The organism is Acinetobacter nosocomialis NIPH 2119 (genome assembly GCF_000368085.1).
GTDB lineage: Bacteria > Pseudomonadota > Gammaproteobacteria > Pseudomonadales > Moraxellaceae > Acinetobacter > Acinetobacter nosocomialis.
In genome coordinates, this window is the sequence record NZ_KB849239.1 from 2474912 (window position 1) to 2495960 (window position 21049).

Here is a 21049-nt window from a genome sequence, read left to right on the forward strand (position 1 = left end):
TAAGTTGAGGTTGGATACTCATCTAAATTTTACTGAAAGGTTGAGTTCCAATGAATAAAGAAACTTTTAGAATCATAAATCCCTCTACTTTATATAACCCAACGCCAAATGCTTATAGCCATATTGCTGTAGTCCAAAATTTTAAAAATATTATTCATATTGCAGGACAAGGCGGTGAAGATTCGAAAGGGGAATTAAGCCCAAATTTTGAAGAACAAACCACTCAAGTTTTTAATAACATTCAAAATGCATTAACAGCAGCAGAAGCAAAAATCTCAGATATTGCTGTTTTAAGGATTTTAATTGTTGACCACTCAGATGAAAAACACCAAATTTTAATTAAAATCATGCAAAATCTATGGAAAAATCATCCATTTCCAGCCTGTACGCTCATTCCTGTACCACGCCTTGCATTAGAGCGCATGCTCATTGAAGTTGAAGCAACAGCATACACCTAATAAAACCGAGAGAATATCATGTCTACCCCTGAAGATATCAGTCAAAATAAACCTTTGCTTTGGTTGATGGCAGCAGCATGTGGCTTATGTGCAGGTGTGAATTATTACTGTCAGCCTCTAATTCACTCTATTCAGCAAGAGTTTGCTGTAACTCAAGCACAAGCCGCTTTAACAGTGACATTTGCTCAGGTGTCTTATGCCCTTGGTCTACTCTTTATTGTTCCGATGGGTGACATCGTCAATAAAGCCAAAGCTATTCCGTTTTTGATGGTGCTTTGCGCAGTTGGTCTATTTACTTCTGCCTTTGCTGTTAACTTACCTATGCTCTGGATTGGTACAATTTTAGCGGGCTTATTTTCTGTTGCAGCTCAAGTATTAATTCCATTAGCTACTATGACAGTCAAACCTGAAAAAACAGGCGAGATTATTGGTTTTTTAATGAGTGGCTTATTGGTCGGGATTTTACTCTCTACCAGTCTGGCCGGTTTATTTTCCAATCTTTTCCACTGGAAAGTCGTTTATGTGGTAAGCGGCGTATTAATGCTATTACTGGCATTTACTTTAAAAAGTCGTCTACCTTACGTCTTGCGTATGAAAATGAATTATGGGCAAATTTTTGTTTCCATGGCTCAGCTTTTAAAGCAGGAAAAGCGACTATTACTAAGAGCGCTTACAGGTGCTTTCGCCTTTGCAGCAGTAAGTACTTTATATTCCACTATCGCCTTACTACTGACCTCAGCACACCATTTACCAGACCTGTTTATCGGACTCGTTCCTCTAGTTGGTATTTTTGGTGCATTATCAACCCGCTATATTGGTAAATACGCCGACCAAGGCTACACAAAATTACTTACTTGGATGGGCTGTGGACTATTCTTAGTCAGTTGGGTTTGTTTCTATTTTGGACAAACTCTACTTTCTACATATGTCATTGGGTTTGCGTTAATTCAATTAGCACTTGCGCTCGTTCACACCAGTAACCAAAGTATTATTTTCCGTCTACGTCCAGATGCTAAGTCCCGCATTAATGCCATCTATATGACCACTTACTTTATTGGTGGCGCAGCTGGTTCGGCATTAGGAATTTTTGCTTGGAATCATGGTGGATGGGCCATGACTTGCCTTGCAGGGGTTGGACTCGTTCTGTTTTGTATTTTATTTAGTGTGATTGATGCCTTCTTACAAAAAAAGCAGTTGGCTCACTCATAAGGTAATTTGTTAAAAATCATCTTTCTACATTCATCATAAGGGCGGTTATAAATTACGCGATTAAATGTCTCTGTCGATTCAGAGCTAAACCCCGTATAATGCTGCCCTTTCTTTAATTTAGCGACTTTTGGGTCTATTGATTATGCAATCACTTCAATCGTTACAACCTCGTATTTCAGTTGCCCCAATGATGGATTGAATATTTTTTTTAAAATAAAACATTAAAAACAAACATTTATACAATTTCATAAATTAAGTGGTTGCAATATGGTTGCACAATTTTTAAATAGATTGTTGTTTTTCAAAGGTCCAACGTTTATTGTTGTACGTGACAGTACCGTCTAAATTAATCATCAATTCATTCATTTTATAATCATAGATTTTTAAAACTTTACCTTTCTTATCAATATCGGCTGGTAAATTACAAGTACTCTCCGCTCGACCACATTCAAAAAGCATAATCATGATTTGCATAAGACCACCAATGTGAATATTTTTGCGCAAAATTTGCAATAGCTTTGTTTTTCGAGCAGATTTATGCGCAAATTTATAAAAGCCCTCACCTGAGAGCTTTTATAACTCCACCATGACGGGCTTTGCAATCATTATATTTTGCAACTGTATCAACAGACCAAAGCATCCAGTCTTTGCCCGTTGTGCCTGCTAATTCATTCAAATTAGGGCATGGTTGCATTAAGTTAGCTGGTATTGCCGGCTTTGATAAGATCGTTGATTTGCTGCACGCCATCAGCGTCAACACAAGCATACTTATAAGCAGGACGTTCAACGATCTTTTGCACTTCACGCTCAACATACTCGACTTTTGTGCGTTGTTCTGACTTATATTTTTCATAGTCTGCGCTCACTTGATTAATTTGGTTTTGTGCTTCTGCAAGCGCTTTTACCTGCTTACGCTCGATATCTTGTATTTGCGCCATGCATTGCTGATCAGCTTGTTTTAACTTTCCTGCTAAATGATTGGTGTAACCAATTTGGAAAACGTAAAGGACTGACAAAAGGATAATTAAAGACCAACGTTTATTTAATAAAATCCAAGTCATGAATTAGCCCCCATGCATTTTTGATAGCGCTCTTCCTGGCGAACCCAAACCCCATAACAACCATTGGAACGGATTGAACAATCACGCTTTGCAACGTATTTCCATTTCAATAATGATTCACAAGCAGCTTTATATTTTCCAATTTTTAGATTTTTCAGCATGGATGAACCTGACCAGGCACCAATTCCATATTGATATGTAAAATCGAGATAAAGGTCATATTCAGCTTGTGAAATAGGAATATTTAGCAATGTTTTATTGAAAGGTTGTGCATCTTTATTCATTGTAAATTTCAGATACTCAAAGGCCTGCTTTCGACTAATAGCTGGGTCATTCATCGTTACAGCACGGCCATCCGGGTAGAATGTGGTGCCATTGCCAATAGTCGGACGGTCACCCTTCACAGGTATAATCGGTTTAGGTGTGTAACCTTCTTTTGCGGCCGTAGCCTGTACTTGCTGATCACTAGGTCCAAAAATAAAAAAACCGCCCATCGAGGCGGTTAGAGTTGAACCAATCACTAATAGTTTAGTTTTACTCGTCATAATCTTTCTCATGCATTCGTTTATCGTGTAGCTCTTCATCTCGTTTATCTTTGCGGTATGCAGCTACAGCCTGAATAATTAGACCTACCACTGCACAAACGCCACCTAGCACAGCCATCCATTCAGTAGTTGAAAGTCCGCCTACTAAAACCATTCCACCCCCTGCTATGTTTGTTGCTAAACCTAAAGTTGCTGTGCTTGTTGATGTTGCTGGTTCTGCCATACCCATTTCTCCAGAAACTGGCAATAAAAAAAGCACCCGATTGGGTGCTTTAAATAATTTTTTTGAATTAATCCTTTAAGACTAACTCATCATTTTTGATCAAATATTTATTTGCTGATACATGGTGATCTACTTCTAAAAATTGTTGCCCCTCTTCTAGATGAATTGTTTCAGCTAGAAATTCAGGGCACTCAATTAAATTCTGTATTTCACCTGTTTCAACTTCATAAACTGCAAAATATGCCATTACTTCCTCATCGTCATTGCATGAATATAACGTTGTGACACATTCATAGAACCACCAGCGACCACTCTAAGCTGTAGCTTATATGTGCCAAAAATCCCTGTTGAATCATGTCTCGAAATATTAAGTGTTCCGGCACTTCGTGAAGTACCTTGCACGGTTATCTTGTGGGTATGCGCACCACCTTCCGACATAGTTATATTACCGCTAGCACTAAAGCTATGACTATGTCCGCCGACATTGCCTGTAGATCCACTGGCACTAAAGCTGTGGTTATGGTAAGTACCTCCGGCATTAGTTGAACCTGTTGTGCCGTTCACATTGTAACTATGACTATGTGAGCCATCTTGTCCCGTTGTACCACTGACGTTAACAGTAGAGCCATTATGGTTATGCGAACCGTTTGCATCAGTGATTAAAGCAACTGAGTTATGCTCAATAAAGTGAACTTCCAGATCCTCAAAAACGACTTGATCATTTTTAAGTACTCGACAATAAACTTGCTGTTTTGAATCGTAACCTAAGAAGCTGAATACAGCGCCAAAAGTTAAAACTGTATGCCCCATATCAGAAGGCACGTTTAACGTCTGAATAGTCATATAATCAGTATCGACACCAATTGAAGTTTCAGCAAATGCAGATACCGGAACAGTTACGGCATTGTCAGCAATATTTAGGGTATCAACTGCAAGAGCATCAATTTTACCTTTAGTCACCGCAAGATTATCAATCTGAGCACTTCCTACAGCCAATTCAGCAATTTTACCGCGCTGCACTGCTAAATCTTTAATATGAGAAGTATCAACGGATTGGTAATCTATAAAGGCGGCCTTCAGATAGGCTCCAATTGGAAAAACAGTGCCAGTCACTGGGTCAGTGTATGAGGTAGAACGGAAGTTAAAAGGATATGAAACAGCACCATTGCTACCGTTACCGATTGCAATAGAATCAAAGTTAAAAATAAACTGTGACTCTACGCCATTATTGGCACCCCCCCATCCAGCTAGCTTTCCGTTCACATCGAACTTAATAAACTTTTCTGCATACAGCCCGTTGACTGATTTAGTAACTTCTTGAACAGCAGCTTTATTGCCATTCAAATCTGTTTGCACTGTGTCTGTACGGATTGCTTGAGCAAGATCACTTTCAATTCGTGCTGACTGTTCTGACCAGACACCTGCATAACCTCCCTCATTACCTACTAAGTCCGATTCCGAGCCAATTAGTGGCGGGTTAATTTGCGCATAGACGCCATCAAGTCTGATTGTTTGAGCAGTAACCTTTTTATCAACCTCCTTAATATCCGACTTAACTTGAGTAATGTCACCAGTAGTTGCTTTGTCTTTCAACTCGATATTGATGTTTTTGATAGCTTCAATATTTGCTGACGATTGATCAACACCAATTTTTGCTGTATCACGAACAACTGCAAGAGCATTGTCATTACTAGCAATGTAAGCATCAATCTTTTGAATTGTTGCCTTGTCGCCTTCAATTCGTGCTTCGACCTCTTGTCGCGCATAAGCTTGTAAATTACCCAATTCTGCATTGGTCGAATCAACTCGCTTACTTACTACAAGATCACCTTCAATACGTGCAGACTGTTCAGACCAAACGCCAGCATATCCACCATCGTTGCCAATAAGATCAGAATCTGATCCAATCAAAGGCGGATTGAGTTGAGCGTAAACACCATCAATTCTGGTTGTTTGAGCAATGATTTTCTTATCAACTTCCTTTACGTCAGATTTAACTTGCTCAAGCGCACCGGTACTTACCGTGTCTTCTAAAGCAATATTAATTGATTTAATTGACTCGGCATTCGCTGCTGACTGTTCAACTGCTGTTTTTGCTGATTCACGCACAGTGGCTAAAGCAGTATCATTACTAGCAATATAAGTATCAATCTTTTGAACTGTTACTTTATCACCCTCAATTCGTGCTTCGACCTCTTGTCGCGCATAAGCACGTAAATCATCAACTTCAACAACTGTCGTATCAATGCGTTTACTTAGTGCAAGATCACCTTCAATTATTGCTGATTGAACAGACCATGTGCCTGCAAAGCCTTGATCATTACCGATCAAATCTGATTCAGAGCCTATCAATGGCGGATTTAACTGTGCATAAACACCGTCCGTTTTTTCTGCTACAAGTGAAAGATCATTCGCAACAACTTTAATGTCTTGCTGAACTGCTGCAATACCATCTTCACTTGATTTCTTGACCGTTTCGACAACTTCAAGAACACTTTCATCACCATCAATAATTTGTTGAGATAAACCATCTTTGGCTTGTTGAATTGCGTTTTGGCGATCAGTGACTTCTTGCGAAATTTGGTCTTGTGTAGCTTTTACCTCCGCTTGTCTGTCCCTAATTTCTTGCGCAATCTGATCTTTCGTATTTTTAATATCTTGAATAATACCCGGAATTTGAGCATCAATATTTTCAATATGATCGATCTTAGTTTGTAAGTCTTGGCTAAGCTCAGTTTCAGAAATTTTACCTTCCAAAATTTCTAAAATTTCAGATGCATCAGCAGAAGTTGTTGCATGAGTCCAGTCAGACCAAGGGCCAATATTACCGATCCGATCAATCAAACGGCCACGGTAGTATTGAGTTAAATTTGGTTGTAACCCTTGTAAAGTGTGTGTTGTTGTTGGATAAGCAAATAAGCCTAATTGCGCAATATTGCTTTTACCATCTGGCGAAACTTGTATTTCTGTATAAGCAGTATCAAGCGCACCAGTTGACGGGAATCCCCAATTTAGCCGCATACCAAACAAAATACCTGTTGCTTGAATGAATGCTAAAGCAGGCGGTAAACCTTGCTTGCCAACTAACTTTGTAAGTGTTGAATATGCTGGCAATGATGAAATATCAGAGACATTAATAGCTGTAACTTTTGCTTGATAGTTACCAGCATAAATACCCGGAACCTCAATTGAATTATTACCGGTAATTGGTAATTTAATCCAACTCCCATCATCCTTGCGCCATTCAACTTGATACTTAACTGCCCCTTTTGCTTGTGTCCAAGACACAACCATAGTGGCAACATTAATGCCTTGATCTACCCGATCTTCGCTTGTAATAACAATATTTGAAACTGGTTCTTGAATATTGGGATTAACAATTGAGATTGGTACATCAATGTAATGAGCACCTTTATCAATCGCATCAAACTTATTCTGGTTGTACTCTACCGCTGTAATCGTGAACTGGTGGTCTTCATCTTGAACTACAGACAAAACTCTAAATTTAAGTGTTGCCAGGTCCTGAGCATCAATAACCCAAACATTTTGAGCAGCAATAGAGTTTTCATCAAAAGCTAAATTAACAGTGACAACCCGTCCTAAAATTGACTGAATGATACGTGTTTGGGCCTTACCATTTTCACCATTGATTACAAGACGATCCCCAGCAACAGCAACAACATCATCACGATCTAATGTTACGCTTTTACGATCTAGTGAAACCGATGAAATACGTCCACCGTTTGCACGGCCAGCAAAAAGGCTATCAGCAAGTTCAATTACTTTACCAGGTGATGGAATATATCCATCTAAACCCACCTTAAATGTCACAATACGTGTTTCAAGTTGTTCAGACTTTAACGCCCAATGTCCAGCCCTTTGAGCTTGCCCTCGTGAAGTACATCCCCAGGCATTAAGATCAAGCAAACGAACTTGCCGCATTTCAGCAATAGATTTTTCATCTCGAACAAATTCATACTCTGTTTTGTAGTGATTAGCCGGGTTATCCCATGCGACTTTTACAGCGTTATGACGATCACGTGCGCGAGTACCGTTATACTCTGGTTCTCCTATAATATTTGCACGCGTATAAGTAAAAAGCGTGTCTTGTGGAATATCAGCATCACAAACAATATTATCGCCATCCCAATAAGAAATAGCTCTAAACACACCTGCAAGTTTACTTAGAATGCTATAAGCATCCTCAGCACTTTGAAGATAAACATTGCAAGTAAAACGTGGTTCTTGTCCACCCAAACCATCTGGAACTAATTCATCACAATATTGAGCTAAACGATATAAAGACCATTTATCTAGCATTGATTCATTAATACGTTCACCAATACCATATCGCTTTGAAGTACAGAGATCGTAATATATCCAAGCCGGGTTGTTCGAATATGCGCGTTTAAAAGTACCATCCCAAAACCCGATATATTCACGTGTATCGGCATTATAGTTAGTAGGTACTTTAATTTTTACGCCTTTTAAATCAACAGCTAATTTTGCGACTGATCCGCCAAATGTTTCGGCATCGTATTGCAAAGAAACTAATGCAGTATTTGGATAACGTAATTTTGCATCTATCACCTCAATAGCAGCAGCAACATACATTTTATCGCTGATATATTCAGAAGATGAATTAGGTGTAATTCGGCGAACACGGATAAGCCAACCAGAGGTTGAAACTGGTAAATCAATTCGGTGATCACGCTCATAATTGATAGAGGTTTTATCAGAGATTTTTGCTCTTAACACTTCAGCCCAAGCACCACCATCAGTTTGAAGATCAACGGCATATTCAATCGTAAAGCCGGTAACATCACCATTTGTTGGGTTTTGAGTACGTAGTGGTCCCCAGCGTAATCTCAACCGAATTGCATCAAGGTCAAGATTATTAAATGAACGTACCCATGGCGTTGATGATTTTAGCTCCACATCAATTGGTATTTCATTTTCTACTGCTGGGAAACCTTCAATATATTCTTGGTCATTCGTGCCTGATCGAAAATTAACAGTAACATTTTCAAAGTTTTTACCTCCATTCTCATCTTGTAATGGAGTTTCATCTAAAAGAATTGACTGATACCCATTTGCTAATCCCTCTACTTCACCTTCAGATAAGCCAATCAATTCTTTAATATAGGTTTTTGATTGCGCTGAATCCGGTGCCACAACAGGCTGTCTAGGTTGCTGATTTCCCTTTTTTGCGCCTTTTACCATCGCCATATCAAATCTCACGCAATAAAAAAGGCGCTCAAAGCGCCTATAACTAACATAAAAATTACATCTGATCTTCTGGATATTGACCAGCGCTCAGAACAAAACCACCCACTTCTCTACGGCCATAAAGGATTGGCACAGGATAACCTTGAGCGGCTGTTGTAACCGCACTACCAAAACCCTTGTTTGCTCTATTTCCATCCTGATTTTGATTTTGTATCGTATCAATTTTTGGCATGAGCATAGATGCCACACCCCCAACCGTCATACCGAAACCAGAAGCAATTAAAGCTGCACCTACAGTCGATGTGGCACCGAATGTGAAATATCCAACTACCATCATCACAATGCCAAGTACAACTTGCAAAACCCCATTATTACCACCCGCACCCATAATGCGCGGGACAATATGAATAGTGTCAGCTTCAGTATTTAAATCAAGCTGATCTGCGCCGATGTTATCGCCAGTGATTAGACGCTTGGATTCATGGTCGTAAATTGCTGGACGTTTCTTGCCGCGTTTATTGCTTGAGCCTTTGCCTTTAAGAAAAATTGCAAAAGCTAAACCTTGTTCATGGGCATGTGTCATGAAGTGTTCAAAACCAATAATCTGCACGGATAATGCACGCATGGCTTCACGTGTATTTGCGACATCGAGCTTAAATTCACGACCGAACTTTTGACCCAAGATGCCGTATAACCTAATTGTTTTTAACATCTCTATGCCTCAAAATTTTTACAGTACGTTCACGCCACTGCTGACCGTAAATTTCTCGTACTGATTTTCTGTTATACGGATGATGAAGTATTAAACTTGAACCTATACATTGCTCAGTTTGTTCCGTTTTAAGCTGTCCATTATCACCAAGCCAAACAACCGCATGATTAGGATGTTCAGTACGCCCAACACGACAAACAAGCATATCGCCATATTGTGGTGTATCGACCTCATAGAAGCCCGCTTTTTCATAATTTTCAAAGTAAAGTGATGGATGGTTTTTATCTTCCCACCATGCATCATCACGTTTAAAATCCATAAGCTCTATGCCCAATTCACGACTATAAAAATCACGTACTAGCGCATAGCAATCTTGCCAGCCATGAAAATAATTACGCCCCACTAAAGGGGCGCGATAGCCACAAGGCTCGTAGACTTGAAAATCAAGATCCGGATATGAACAAATGACCCATGGTTTTTTATGCAGTTCTATTTGAACACGGTCCAAGTCAGTGGCTCTGGCAGTGCCATCTGGATGAGAATGGACATATGCTTGGATTTCTCCCTGACTTTCTGCAGAAATTAGATTATTAGGATCAATTTCAAAATTGGTAGTTTTATCTTGCTTAATATTGCCGTTTTGATCATAAATTGTTGGTGCAATATTTTTGCATTGAATATACTTACCGTCGACTATTAATCCACAGCATTCTTCCGGATAAGCTTTTTCAGCATGGGCCATGATTGCTTTTTTAAGTTTTGCTGTAAGTTCCATATTTCGTCATACCATACTAGATGCTGGAAAACCACCGAAGGGCAATGGCTTATTCTTACCGAATCGGCATTCACAACCTGACATTCTGTAAGAGCAACGATCTAATGCCGGGTTATCTGTTGGCTCATCTTTTTCAGTAAACATTGCTGCGCCTGTGTAACCACACTCTTCCCCGCGATACTCCCAACCACAATAAGAAGTAATTTGACGAACAGGGATTTTTAAACCTTCAAAATCAATTGGGTTCGATAGTTCAAAAGTAACTTGTTGCGCATTTTCCGATGTCTTCTGTTCAATAAACCAAATTTGTTGCTTAGCCTCATTTGAAGCTGAAGCATTACCTGTACTAAAATTTTCAGCATCAAGATATTTGGCCAAAGTAGTAATAACTTTTAGTTTAGCCCCTGCAAAGTCCTTAAATTGAAGACAATAAGCAGATAAAGCATGCTGAATGCCATTAATATTATTTGCCATCGTCAATGTAGGTGCAGAAGCTTTACCATCACTTCGCATTTCAAGACCAGACACCTCAAGTGCCATCGGTTCAAAAACTTGACCTTGCCAGATAATATTTCGGTTCCATACCTTCTGGTCACCAACATCGAATATCTTTCCAATGCTGCCAGAATCGGCACCAATTAAACCTTCGGAACCAATTGACGTATAAATTTTTTGCCAGTCTTGAAAAGATATATGACCATGGAAACGTAAAATGCCAGCACCTAAGCTACTGGCATCTAGTTCAAATAGATGAATAAGGCCATCAACATATAATTTCTGAAAATCACTATTCAGACTCATGGATTACCTCATCAAAAATTGGATTTCCATCTTTATCTTTAACTTGAACATCGTCAAAGACAGGATTACCTTCGCTATCAACTGCTTGTACCCATTCAAGTACTGGTTCACCATTTTCATTAATTACAGGCTGTTTTGTGAGAGTTGCCATTCCTGAAGAGTCTGTGACCAGATAAGTTTCTTTTTTCTGGAAAGGTTTTCCATCTACCATGACAACTTTACCTTCATCATCAATAAGTTCAGTTAAGCGGGTCATAAAGGTAGGCTGCATTGAATATTTGATTTGCTGAACCATACGCGGTTGTTTTTCAGTGCGTGGCACCTTTCTAATAATTTTTCGTTTAACTGTATTTAAACGAATATCGATCCAGCGCGGCTCACCATTTGCATTGTTTGGAATATCGATTGGTGCATCAAGATTGGCAACAATGTCACCCTCTTCATTTAGCTTTTTCTTGAAGGTTTTAATTTCAAGATCACCATTCTCTAAAGTTTGATATTCAACTGCACAAATCTTATTACCGTGAGTATCGGTTGGAATTTCAATCCACCAGCCTTCTTTCGCAAATCCTGAAGACCCTTTAACAAGGTAATGACCAACATCTAGTTTCTCAAAGGAAAGTGGCTGTTCAGCAGCTTCTTCATTGGGTTCAATTTTATCTGCAAACAATTTAACAACTGGTGATGCATTCTTTAAAAATCCATTAGCATCAACTGTTGTATTTGATGAAGTTCGGAAAAAATATTTAGCTGTAAAATCGGTTGAACCATCTGTCCAACCAGCAGCTTTTACATCACCACTGAATGGACCAAAAGATATTGCCACATTCGTATCTTGAGTCTTCATGTAAAGCGTAGGAGCGTAAAGCTGGAAAACATTGCCACTATCTGCTCTGAAAATTCTAGATTGGTTTTGAACAATATTTTTGACATCACTTAAAGTATTTACATTTAAATGTGATGAACCCATGTAACCAAAGCCAAAAGCACCGACTTCCATTACATTTCCAGCTTGAGTACCAACCAAACGACTAGCTGCATGGGTATTATTTGTAAAGTTTTCATTCATTTTTGCGCCAGTTGAACGGAATGTATCACCGCCTGCGCCAGTCGGAGCTGAACCAAGATTAACTGTTTGAATTGTCATTTTCTTACTCGCATAAAAAAAGCCCCTAAAAAAGGGGCTTTGAAGAGATTTAAAATTAAGGGTAAAAGACTTGGGTAAATGTTGTGGAAATCTTCCAGGTGCCTGAACCACGATCAACTAACTGATAGTCTCCAGCTTTCACACGGATGAGACCATCCTTTGGCGATTGCCAATAAAAGGAATCAGCACCCTTATGATCATCTAAAAATTTCTTAATTTCAGTTATTAAGCTTTCTGAGTCAGTTCTTGTGAAATTCCACGAACCCTTTCGGTTATTAATTCCTACTGATATATTTTGTTCATACCCATCGCCAAATTTAGAAGACAAGGTATTAAAACTTTGGGTTCCAGAATTTTCAGCCAAGCTTTCAGCCCATGTAAATAAACGTTCACTCATAAATTATTTACCTTTAATTGCATTAGCTAATGGATACCCCTGCCTTAAGTTCCTGGCAATACCAGCATCTACTCTTTGATCAACCATTTTTCCAATTGTCACCATTAAGTTGCCATCAGCATCTTGGGAGGTTTCGACCTTATCATTCCCATAGTTGTTGATCGTGACTTTAACCCCAGAACCGCCAGATTGTTGATTTGCCATAAACCGGGTTAAATCTTGGTTTTGACGTGGTGATAAAACACGTTCACCTTCATCTAACAAGTATGTTGATTCAGAAGGGACATAATCTAAACCACCATGTGCAATACCTGCGATTGTCTGTGCACCGATCAAACCTGCTTGCGCATAGCCCATAGCCAGCATTGCTTCAGATGCAGCAATCTTGGCACCAAAAAAAGGTATCGTTGCATCAGCAGCAACCTGAGCCGCCGCAACATGTGCAGCCACAAGAGTGGATGCAATTGAGAATGCTTGTTGCATAACAAACATAGCTTTATAGGCAGCAGATTGTTCACCATTTGCATCTTTAACCGATTGGGTTAGCTGAGACCAGGTGTTTTGTGCCTGACCCAACAAATTACCCCAAAGGTTAAGTTGTTCTAAATGCTGTGACTTGACTAAATCTTGCTCCTCTTTAGCATATTGCAAACTTAAAGCTTTCTTTGCCTCGAGATACTTACGATAAGTATCATTTAATTGTTTATAGCGCTCTTGATCAGAAAGAGTCTGATCATCAAGAGTGGCTTTTTGGCTTTGAGTTAGTAAATCACCTAACTGAGAATAACCATCTTGATGTTGTGTACCTAGTTTCCACATTGCAAGCCGCTTTGGCGCTAATGTTCCCTCAGCAGTTGCGTTTGCTGCCATGCCAGCAATTTGTCCTACTGGGCCATTTAAAGCCTCAAATGCCAATTGTCTTGAAACAATAATTTCTTGATTGGCCTTAACCTCCTCTTTTACACGGTTATCTTCATAACGCATCCACTCTTCAATGGCTTTTGCATATCGTTCATCTTCACGTTTCAAAAGTAAATCACGAGTTTTAGGATCATTCGCGAAATTTGTACGGACTTTTTGAACTTTTTCATTATGTTCATTTTCAAGCTTTTCCCAAGAATTATAATAACTCTCTCGAATAGCTTGTTGATCCTCTAATGATTTAGTGACAGCTTTAGTTTCATCTTGAAGATATTTTTCAAAATCTTTGGATGTAGAACCACCTGCACCATTTAAGAATGCAATACGAGCTTTATAATTAGACCAATACTCATCATTAACTGGTCCAATTTTTGTATTCTTTTGAACATTTCCTTCACCTGCATGATATGAACGAATTGTTTTCTCTAAATCACCATTAAAAAGTTTCCTAAGATAAGTAAGATATTTAATGGCCCCTTCAGCAGATTGTTGAACATTGTAACGATCCTGAACACCATACTGCTTTGCAGTTGCTGGCAAAAATTGAAAAGCCCCGGCTGCTCCAGTCTCCGCATTATAAGCTTTAGGATTTCCTCTTGATTCCTGCATCATTAAGGCTGACAGAGTCCCCAGTGGAAACCCCGCTTTTTGCTCAAGACTGGCAAAGTTATACTGTTTTGCCGCTGCCTGAACTGTTGCATTAACAGAAAGTAACTTCTGCTGTTTTTCATACTCTTTAGTTTGAGCCTTAACGGATTCAGTAATCTTGTCTTGAAGGTTTTTAACCTCTTGCTGCAATGCAAATTGCTTATCAGCAATTTTCTTTTGCTCGGCAGTCAAATTTTGTGAAAACGGAATTTTATTGTCTTCACGGAACTTGGTCATAAATGTTGCATAATCTAAAGCATTCTGATTACTGCCACTTGCTTTAACAGTATTAATAAAATACTGATTCTTTAAGTTTTCCTTTGCTGCACTTGCCTGAAGGTCTTTAGTTTTTTGAAGCTCAATATTCTTTTGTCGAATAGCTTCAGCTTCACCGTTATGAGCTTGTACTGCTTTTGGTGTAGTATCCACTAAAGCATCACGAGCCGTTTTTGCATTGTTATATGCAACCTTACTTTGATCATAACTTACTGAAAGCTGATTAATTTTTAACTTCTGGTCATCTGTTAAAAAATTAAGCTTTTGGATTGATTTATTAAAATCATCAGATGATAACGCACCACTACTATAAGCATTATAAAGCTTACGGATGGTATCGATTTTTTCGTCTGAGATTGGAATTGCTTCTACAAAAGCACTTAAGTTAGAGCCAGCAACAGTATAAGAAACTCTTAATTCATCAACTTGCTTTTTGAGTTCATGCAATGTTGTATTTTTCTGAGCAACACTTAATTTTTCATATTTATCTCTAAGTTCATCTACAGATTGTTTTTGAAGATCAAGGGACTCAACCGTACTTGATGAACTATCTTTTAAAAGTAAATATGATGCGGCCACCCCAGCAACGGTTAAACCCAAACCTACTGGACCACCTAGGATGCCCAATAAACTTCGCCCAACCCCTATTGAAGCACCTTGAACTGCATTTAATCTTGACTGAGCAACAGTTAACTCATTCGTTACCACAGACTCCAGCTTTTTAAGCTCAGCCATACGTGTGACAGTTGCCATTCGACCCTGTGCGGAAATTTGGGCTTTTAAACGTTCAATTTCTAAAGCCTTTTCAGCAGCAATCAACGTGAGAGTACTTTGAGCTTTTGCGACATCAGCCAAAGCTGCGGCTTTTTCCATATTAGTCGCTGTAATTTGAACAGCAGTTTGTTCAATTAACTGCTTTGTTTTTGCATAACCTGCAACAACTGAATTGTAAATGGAGGGTATATAAGTTCCGGCATAAAAAGCAGCCCCAACCATAAGAACATCTGTTGTCTTATCTAAGTTATCTGCAAGAGTACTAATTCCATCAGCCAAAACAACTGACACACCAGAGCTTTTCGATGCTTCACCAACAAATTTTGTTAATTCATTGTTTAATTTAGTGAAAGCTTGTCCTACTGTTTTATCAGTTTTATTGTATAACTGATCAACACTATCCCCAGCTTTAAGCAAAGATTTAACAATAACATCTCCAGTTAACTCACCTTGAAGCATCATTTGTCGAAGCTCGCCACGAGTTTTACCTAATCCCCTTGCCATAGCATCAAGTACACCAGAAGCGTTATCGTTCATTGAGTTGAACTCTTCAGCCTGTAATTTATTACTTGCCAATGCTTGGCCGAACTGAGTTAATGCGTCTTGAGCTGCTGAAGCACTTGAACCACTCATTGCAGTTGCTTTTGCTACTGTTTCAGTTAAACGGGCAGTTTCTTTTTGATCAATATTTAAAGTTTTTGAATTTGCAGAAAATTTAGAATAAATATCTGCAACACCATCCCAAGCAGCGCCAGTTTTTTGAGCAATATTAAAAGTAGAGGTAGATGCTTCTGCAAGCTCTGCTTGCGACTGAGTTACTAATTTTAGGCGGTTATTAAGCGAAATATAATCATCTGATTTACCAATTATTTCATTAATTGAGACCCCAGCTACAACCGACTTAACAGATGAAGCTAAAAGGCTATAACTTTTAGCCATCATTGATATTTGACGGTCTTGGCGTTCCAGAGTTCTAGAAAAATCATCGACCTGGGCTTGAGTACGTTTAACCTCACTTTTAACGCTATCATAGCCTTTGGTCATGGTATTGGCAGAGTTTTGTGCAATCTTCTCAGCCTTCGCCATACCCGTTTCAAATTTTGCAGTATTAGCCTCTAGCAAAATTTCAACACGTTTTAAAAGATCATCTGCCATTTTATTTTCCTATAGACATAAAAAAACCCTGCTAATGCAGGGTTCTTTTTTTAGAGTTAACTAAATCTTTTCTTTACATGCTGGTGATACCAAGTTTCCACCGTCATCTTTTTGTAGTGTATATCCACCACCAACAGCATAATTCAATTTCATGACCTGTGGAGATATTTGAATTAATTTCCAATATGTACCATCTTGTGAATATAATCGATCATTAGATAATTTAACTGACATTACTCTAGCGCTCCCAAGATGATCTTGACAGATTATTCCAGTACCGTCTGATTTTAGCTTTAATGTTGCTACTAATGTATTAAATTGACCAGTCCATAAACCACTTATATTATTTGATGAAGTTGGTACGATAGAAAAATAATCATGTGTCGTAGCACAACTATATAATCCCATAGTACAGCTAAGTAGCAGAATTATTTTCTTCACAATCTAACCCCTTACTAATAAGAGGTCAGAATATAATCTTTTTTAAACAACCAAAGCAAATAACTAACTAAACAATGCCATTCTTGCCTTAATATCATCCATCACATCTTCAACAGTTCGTTCTTGATGCGGCTGGAATAATAAAAAGTCCGATAAACCAAACCCATTATCTGGACAATTCACATCAAAAACTGTTTTCGCAATATTCGCCTGGAATACATTTTCGCGCTGCATTCCAATAGGCTCTAAAATGTTAAATGCCTGCCAATATTGATATTCATGATATGTCATCGTCCTTTCTAATTCGCCGACAGTCCGACCTAAGCGTAGAGCTAATTGAAATCTGAATTTTAGATCGGGTCGGCTTTTTAGTTTTTTAACTGTTCTGGTTCTTTACCTGCTTCACGCTCAGCATTAATTTCAGCCATCGTTTTAATGCCATTGTGCTTATATATTTTTTTAAGCAATTCATCAGCAATATGACCAGGTATTTTTTTAATCTGATCATTAGTTAATTCTTTAAGAGAAAGCTCTCCAGTTTCAGGATCACAGACAGAACCCTTAATAATAATTGGGATTGAATCATTTTCTGCTGTAACCCATGCATCACGATCTTCTAGGCTTAAGCGCTTAAGACCTATACGGCCAAGACCCTCAACTTCATCAATAATGAAATCTTTGTTTTCAGCAACTGCTAAAAATGCCGCAGCCAATCCAACTGCTACTGTCTTACTTGTCATGTTTCATTTTCCTATTAAGAATAAAGCCCGCTTAGCGGGCTTATGTATTAAGGGGTAGTCGTTTTGGTTACTTTTCCATTGACTGCAATAGTCAACTTAAAGCGGTTTTTCTTATTGGCCGCACGCACTGGTGAAAGTTCAGTAATTGTTCCCTGAAATGTATATGTAGTAGCAGCATCATCAGGAAGTACAACTTTCCAATCGATCATTTCACCATCTTCAAAATATTGTTCCAACTCTTGCTGTTGAACACTACCTGAAATCATTAAAAGCTCATATGCGAGATCGTCAGCACTAATTACACCCGCAGCAATAGTTTCTTTATGCGTTGATTTAACCGTGGTGATGTCATCAACTTCACGTTTTTTTGTTGGCAAAGGACTATCAGTGACTTCAAGCAATTCTGAAAATGCCTGTGCTACTGGTAATTTGTAGGAAATTACAATTCCCTGTGAATCAATTAAAGCCTTATCAGCCATGTCTTACTCCTCGGCGATTTGCCAGATTAAAATATCTACTTGTTGCTGAAACAGTTGTGTTTCATCATCAAAACCACCATCACTGTCACCAACCAAACTGCATGACGATAATTTTTGATCTACTAAAGCACGCTTTACACGTGCTGCATCTTTTTCGCATTGGACCTTATCCGCATTGTGAATATTGATTTGAACTCGTAACTGGTCATATCCAGTCCAAGTTTTGACAGTATTTAATGGGTTTCCATTCAGTGTTTGATAGGTAATATAGGTCCCATGAATTTCCATTCCTCGAGAAAGTGGTGCTGGTGCAACTTGGTCATTGAATAATGGGCCAAGTATTTGATAAATAATTTCACTCGCGAGCATCTTCAAATTCCTGTTCTATGCGTATTTGCTTACGCTCAAATGCTGCTTGAACATACTCTCCATATCTCAAGCGGAAACGCTCAACAGCAGATTCCTTAAAATGCTCATAAGCGGGCAAAACAAAAGGAATTGCGGGTATTGTTGGTGTGCCCCTTTCAATGAATCTGTAATAAAAAGCTTTTGGTTTTATATAAATTCCAACTGCAACCCCACCATCTACCCGTATCCGTTTTCTAGCGATACTTCTTTTTAATGTTCCAGGGCGCTTAAGTTTTCTTGAATTTTTTGGATTTCCACGCAAACGTTGTCGGAAAGAACCACGGTAATATCTGTAATATGCCTTTTCAGCACGTGGAGCACGGGCTTTAATATCATCAAAAATAGGTTGAGAAGCATAGAACAGTGCATTTTGAGTAAGTTGTTTTTGTTTACCTAACTTTTCAAGACTTCTGAGTTGCTCGGTAAGTTCGGACAACCCCTCTATCTTGAAATCAAATTCCATCAGGTAAGTTTTCCTAAACTGCACATCAAAGCTTGGCGTGATTTACTAACAGGCAAAACACCATCAATTTTATAAAGTTTCTGTGTATCAACATCCCGGATTAAATACACTGCCGATATTTCAGGGAAATCATCAGGACGCATTACAATCCTTGCAACTAATGCCGAACCTTGCATGCTTGATTGCACAAATGATTGAACACTTACAGGTTTTACACCACCATAAAAGCGACCAATCACAGACCACTCAAATTTAATTTGCCCAGCAGAATTTTTTTGCTCTGTCCGCTTTAAAACCTCAAAACATGTATCTAAAATTCCAGATTGCATGAATCACCCCCTTAAACCAACCAAGCTTGATAGGCAACTTCCATTGCAAAAACTTGGTATACACCGTTGTCATGAATAAAGAGACGCTCACCATGTATATAAATTAGCTTTGTGTAAAACGGCTGGGCCTTTATCCATGCTTCAAATTTCTCACGCATGAGTTAAACCCCCATTTTTTTATATGGAAACATCAAACGCTCACATGCAATATTTACATGTAAAGCAGCATCAGTCTGAGCCGCTCGGTTTTGATACATGTCGCCAATGATCAGTAATGCCGCATAAACTAAATCCTCAGGTAAAGAGCCATCTACCTGCTGAATTTCTGAAAATTCTTTGTCTATGAAGTTTGTTACTGCTTTTAAAGCCGCTTTGATCAGTAACTCAATGTATGCGTCATCACGTGTATGCAATACACGCAAGTGAGATTTCGCCAAATCAAGCGTTATGTAGTCACTCATAAAAACGTCCTAAATATGAAGAAAAATGCAGATTTTTGAATAAAATTTCCCAAAATCTGCATAAAACATAAAAAAAGCAGCCCTAAAGCTGCTTTATTGAATATTAACCACCCGCTGGAGGTGCAATTACTGGTAGATCACCTGCAACACACGCATCTGGTAAAACAACAGCACCTGTAGCACGCATTTCAGCCAAGATAGTTACCAAGTTTTTAGTAATGTTATTGCCATCTTCAGTTGAAACAGTTACAGAAACATCTTCACGAATAACGCCATCAAAACCAATAGCAATATTGCCTACCCAGTATTTACCTTTTGGCATTGAAGCTGCGAAAACTACTGGTAATCCCCATAGTACTGGTTGAATAACTGCACCTGGTGAACCAAAGATATAATGCCCATCTGCACCTTTAATACGCTCAATTTTCCCCCAATCCTCAGGATTTAAAATCATTGTATCTGGGAGAACAAAAGATGCAGCAGCTTTATATTTTGCTTGGTTCAAAACATCTAAAGCGGTTGCATCTGCTTCTGGCGTGATAGTAACGTAGTTATCTTCTTCCAAAAGACCACTAAAGATTTTTTGTTCACCAGTAGCAGGGGTATGACCGTTAACAATGTAGTATTCAAGTTTTAAACGAACACCATAAGCCATACGAACTTCTAAATAAGTTGCAAGCGACGTCATATCTGCAAGTACTTGTTTTGAAGCACGAATCCAATGAGCAATGGTGCCCACATTCATTGTTGCTAAACCAAAATTCAAATTCGATTCAGGCTTATCGGTATTTTCCGGGGCAATATCAGCCATGATGTCAAAAGCAGATTCACGCAAGAAATAATGAATAGCTTCATCCGTCGTACCCCAGTTAATTAAGTCAATAATGCTTAAAGGCTGAGTTACAGCAGTACGGTTTAAATCATTTTCGGCAAAAGCTGCATTAGCTGGCATCGACTTCAAGGTAATAACGTTACGGGCATTAATACCTTCAAACACTACAGCATCTTTTTTCTTACCCGAGCGGGAATGCATGATTTTTGCATAATCTACAGCGTCCTTATTTCGCAATAAAGCAGCTAATACATTACGTTGCTCTGTACCATTGGCGCCTTGAACACCTTCAACCATTCGCTGTTGAATGTCTTGAATCATTCCAGCGATTTCTTCAACTTGTTTTGAGCGAGCCTCTAAATCAGCACATAAATCTTCTGGTAAACCTTCTAACCCTTCAAGTCGGCCACGATAACGTTCCAAAAGCTGGTCAAATTGGCTGATACGATCACGCAATTGAATTGCAAATTGATCCAAATCCTGACGATCACGGGGATTTAAACCTTTAAAAGAATTCATATGCTGAGCTAATGGTAGTTTTTGATATGCAGTCATAATTTTTTCC

General features: G+C 38.7%; 24 protein-coding genes. 2 read left to right on the forward strand and 22 right to left on the reverse strand.

Annotated elements, in window-relative coordinates:
- The first annotated feature begins 50 nt into the window (after positions 1-50).
- Both F984_RS15385 and F984_RS15390 read left to right on the forward strand, forming a co-directional pair.
- A complete protein-coding gene (locus F984_RS15385) occupies positions 51-458 on the forward strand; it encodes a RidA family protein (RefSeq protein ID WP_004710590.1) in 408 nt (135 codons plus the stop codon).
- 18 nt (positions 459-476) lie between these two features.
- The gene (locus tag F984_RS15390; protein WP_004710591.1) at positions 477-1667 is read left to right on the forward strand and encodes an MFS transporter; all 1191 of its coding nucleotides are present in this window, start codon (positions 477-479) and stop codon (positions 1665-1667) included.
- 282 nt (positions 1668-1949) lie between these two features.
- Here the strand turns inward: F984_RS15390 and F984_RS15395 are convergent, their stop codons facing one another.
- The 22 genes from F984_RS15395 to F984_RS15490 all read right to left on the reverse strand — a co-directional run bounded on the left by F984_RS15395 (position 1950) and on the right by F984_RS15490 (position 21039).
- A complete protein-coding gene (locus F984_RS15395; RefSeq protein WP_025469349.1) occupies positions 1950-2141 on the reverse strand; it encodes a hypothetical protein in 192 nt (63 codons plus the stop codon).
- 224 nt (positions 2142-2365) lie between these two features.
- Positions 2366-2728, reverse strand: a complete 363-nt coding sequence (locus F984_RS15400) for a hypothetical protein (protein WP_004710593.1) — start codon at positions 2726-2728, stop codon at positions 2366-2368.
- Positions 2725-3273, reverse strand: coding sequence for a glycoside hydrolase family protein (locus tag F984_RS15405; RefSeq protein WP_004710594.1), 549 nt, complete (start codon positions 3271-3273; stop codon positions 2725-2727). The genes F984_RS15400 and F984_RS15405 overlap by 4 nt, the downstream gene beginning before the upstream one ends.
- On the reverse strand, positions 3263-3496 hold the full coding sequence (locus tag F984_RS15410) for a hypothetical protein (protein WP_004710595.1): 234 nt from the start codon (positions 3494-3496) through the stop codon (positions 3263-3265). Before F984_RS15410 ends, F984_RS15405 begins: the two co-directional genes overlap by 11 nt.
- Before the next feature lie 67 nt (positions 3497-3563).
- Positions 3564-3743: a hypothetical protein gene (locus F984_RS15415; RefSeq protein WP_004710596.1), complete on the reverse strand. Its 180-nt coding sequence runs from the start codon at positions 3741-3743 to the stop codon at positions 3564-3566.
- Positions 3743-8725 carry a TipJ family phage tail tip protein gene (gene gpJ / locus F984_RS15420; RefSeq protein WP_004710598.1) on the reverse strand — a complete coding sequence of 1661 codons (4983 nt, stop codon included), beginning with the start codon at positions 8723-8725 and terminating at the stop codon, positions 3743-3745. The genes F984_RS15415 and gpJ overlap by 1 nt, the downstream gene beginning before the upstream one ends.
- Positions 8726-8780: 55 nt before the next feature.
- Positions 8781-9437, reverse strand: a complete 657-nt coding sequence (locus F984_RS15425) for a tail assembly protein (protein WP_004710599.1) — start codon at positions 9435-9437, stop codon at positions 8781-8783.
- Positions 9421-10212, reverse strand: coding sequence for a C40 family peptidase (locus tag F984_RS15430; protein ID WP_004710600.1), 792 nt, complete (start codon positions 10210-10212; stop codon positions 9421-9423). The genes F984_RS15425 and F984_RS15430 overlap by 17 nt, the downstream gene beginning before the upstream one ends.
- 6 nt (positions 10213-10218) lie before the next feature.
- Positions 10219-11013: a phage minor tail protein L gene (locus F984_RS15435; RefSeq protein ID WP_004710601.1), complete on the reverse strand. Its 795-nt coding sequence runs from the start codon at positions 11011-11013 to the stop codon at positions 10219-10221.
- Positions 11000-12160 (reverse strand): phage tail fiber protein, encoded by a 1161-nt coding sequence (locus tag F984_RS15440; protein WP_004710602.1) that lies wholly within the window; start codon positions 12158-12160, stop codon positions 11000-11002. The genes F984_RS15435 and F984_RS15440 overlap by 14 nt, the downstream gene beginning before the upstream one ends.
- 55 nt (positions 12161-12215) lie before the next feature.
- Entirely contained in the window at positions 12216-12557 is a 342-nt protein-coding gene (locus F984_RS15445; RefSeq protein ID WP_004710603.1) for a phage tail protein, read from the reverse strand.
- A 3-nt stretch (positions 12558-12560) separates the two neighbouring features.
- The gene (locus F984_RS0104015; RefSeq protein ID WP_004710604.1) at positions 12561-16331 is read right to left on the reverse strand and encodes a tape measure protein; all 3771 of its coding nucleotides are present in this window, start codon (positions 16329-16331) and stop codon (positions 12561-12563) included.
- Positions 16332-16391: 60 nt separating this feature from the next.
- Positions 16392-16772 carry a J517_1871 family lipoprotein gene (locus tag F984_RS15450; protein WP_004710605.1) on the reverse strand — a complete coding sequence of 127 codons (381 nt, stop codon included), beginning with the start codon at positions 16770-16772 and terminating at the stop codon, positions 16392-16394.
- Positions 16773-16835: 63 nt separating this feature from the next.
- Positions 16836-17063 carry a phage tail assembly protein T gene (locus F984_RS15455; RefSeq protein WP_004710606.1) on the reverse strand — a complete coding sequence of 76 codons (228 nt, stop codon included), beginning with the start codon at positions 17061-17063 and terminating at the stop codon, positions 16836-16838.
- A 77-nt stretch (positions 17064-17140) separates the two neighbouring features.
- Entirely contained in the window at positions 17141-17512 is a 372-nt protein-coding gene (locus F984_RS15460) for a hypothetical protein (protein ID WP_004710607.1), read from the reverse strand.
- 47 nt (positions 17513-17559) lie between these two features.
- Entirely contained in the window at positions 17560-17991 is a 432-nt protein-coding gene (locus F984_RS15465; RefSeq protein ID WP_000763816.1) for a phage tail tube protein, read from the reverse strand.
- A gap of 3 nt (positions 17992-17994) precedes the next feature.
- Positions 17995-18360 carry a DUF3168 domain-containing protein gene (locus F984_RS15470; RefSeq protein WP_004710608.1) on the reverse strand — a complete coding sequence of 122 codons (366 nt, stop codon included), beginning with the start codon at positions 18358-18360 and terminating at the stop codon, positions 17995-17997.
- Positions 18347-18862, reverse strand: a complete 516-nt coding sequence (locus F984_RS15475; protein WP_004710609.1) for an HK97-gp10 family putative phage morphogenesis protein — start codon at positions 18860-18862, stop codon at positions 18347-18349. Before F984_RS15475 ends, F984_RS15470 begins: the two co-directional genes overlap by 14 nt.
- Positions 18862-19191 carry a phage head completion protein gene (locus F984_RS15480; RefSeq protein ID WP_004710610.1) on the reverse strand — a complete coding sequence of 110 codons (330 nt, stop codon included), beginning with the start codon at positions 19189-19191 and terminating at the stop codon, positions 18862-18864. Before F984_RS15480 ends, F984_RS15475 begins: the two co-directional genes overlap by 1 nt.
- 11 nt (positions 19192-19202) lie before the next feature.
- Positions 19203-19349 carry a hypothetical protein gene (locus F984_RS22900; RefSeq protein ID WP_004710611.1) on the reverse strand — a complete coding sequence of 49 codons (147 nt, stop codon included), beginning with the start codon at positions 19347-19349 and terminating at the stop codon, positions 19203-19205.
- 3 nt (positions 19350-19352) lie between these two features.
- The gene (locus tag F984_RS15485; protein ID WP_004710612.1) at positions 19353-19652 is read right to left on the reverse strand and encodes a head-tail connector protein; all 300 of its coding nucleotides are present in this window, start codon (positions 19650-19652) and stop codon (positions 19353-19355) included.
- 103 nt (positions 19653-19755) lie between these two features.
- Positions 19756-21039, reverse strand: coding sequence for a phage major capsid protein (locus tag F984_RS15490; RefSeq protein ID WP_004710613.1), 1284 nt, complete (start codon positions 21037-21039; stop codon positions 19756-19758).
- Positions 21040-21049: the final 10 nt, after the last annotated feature.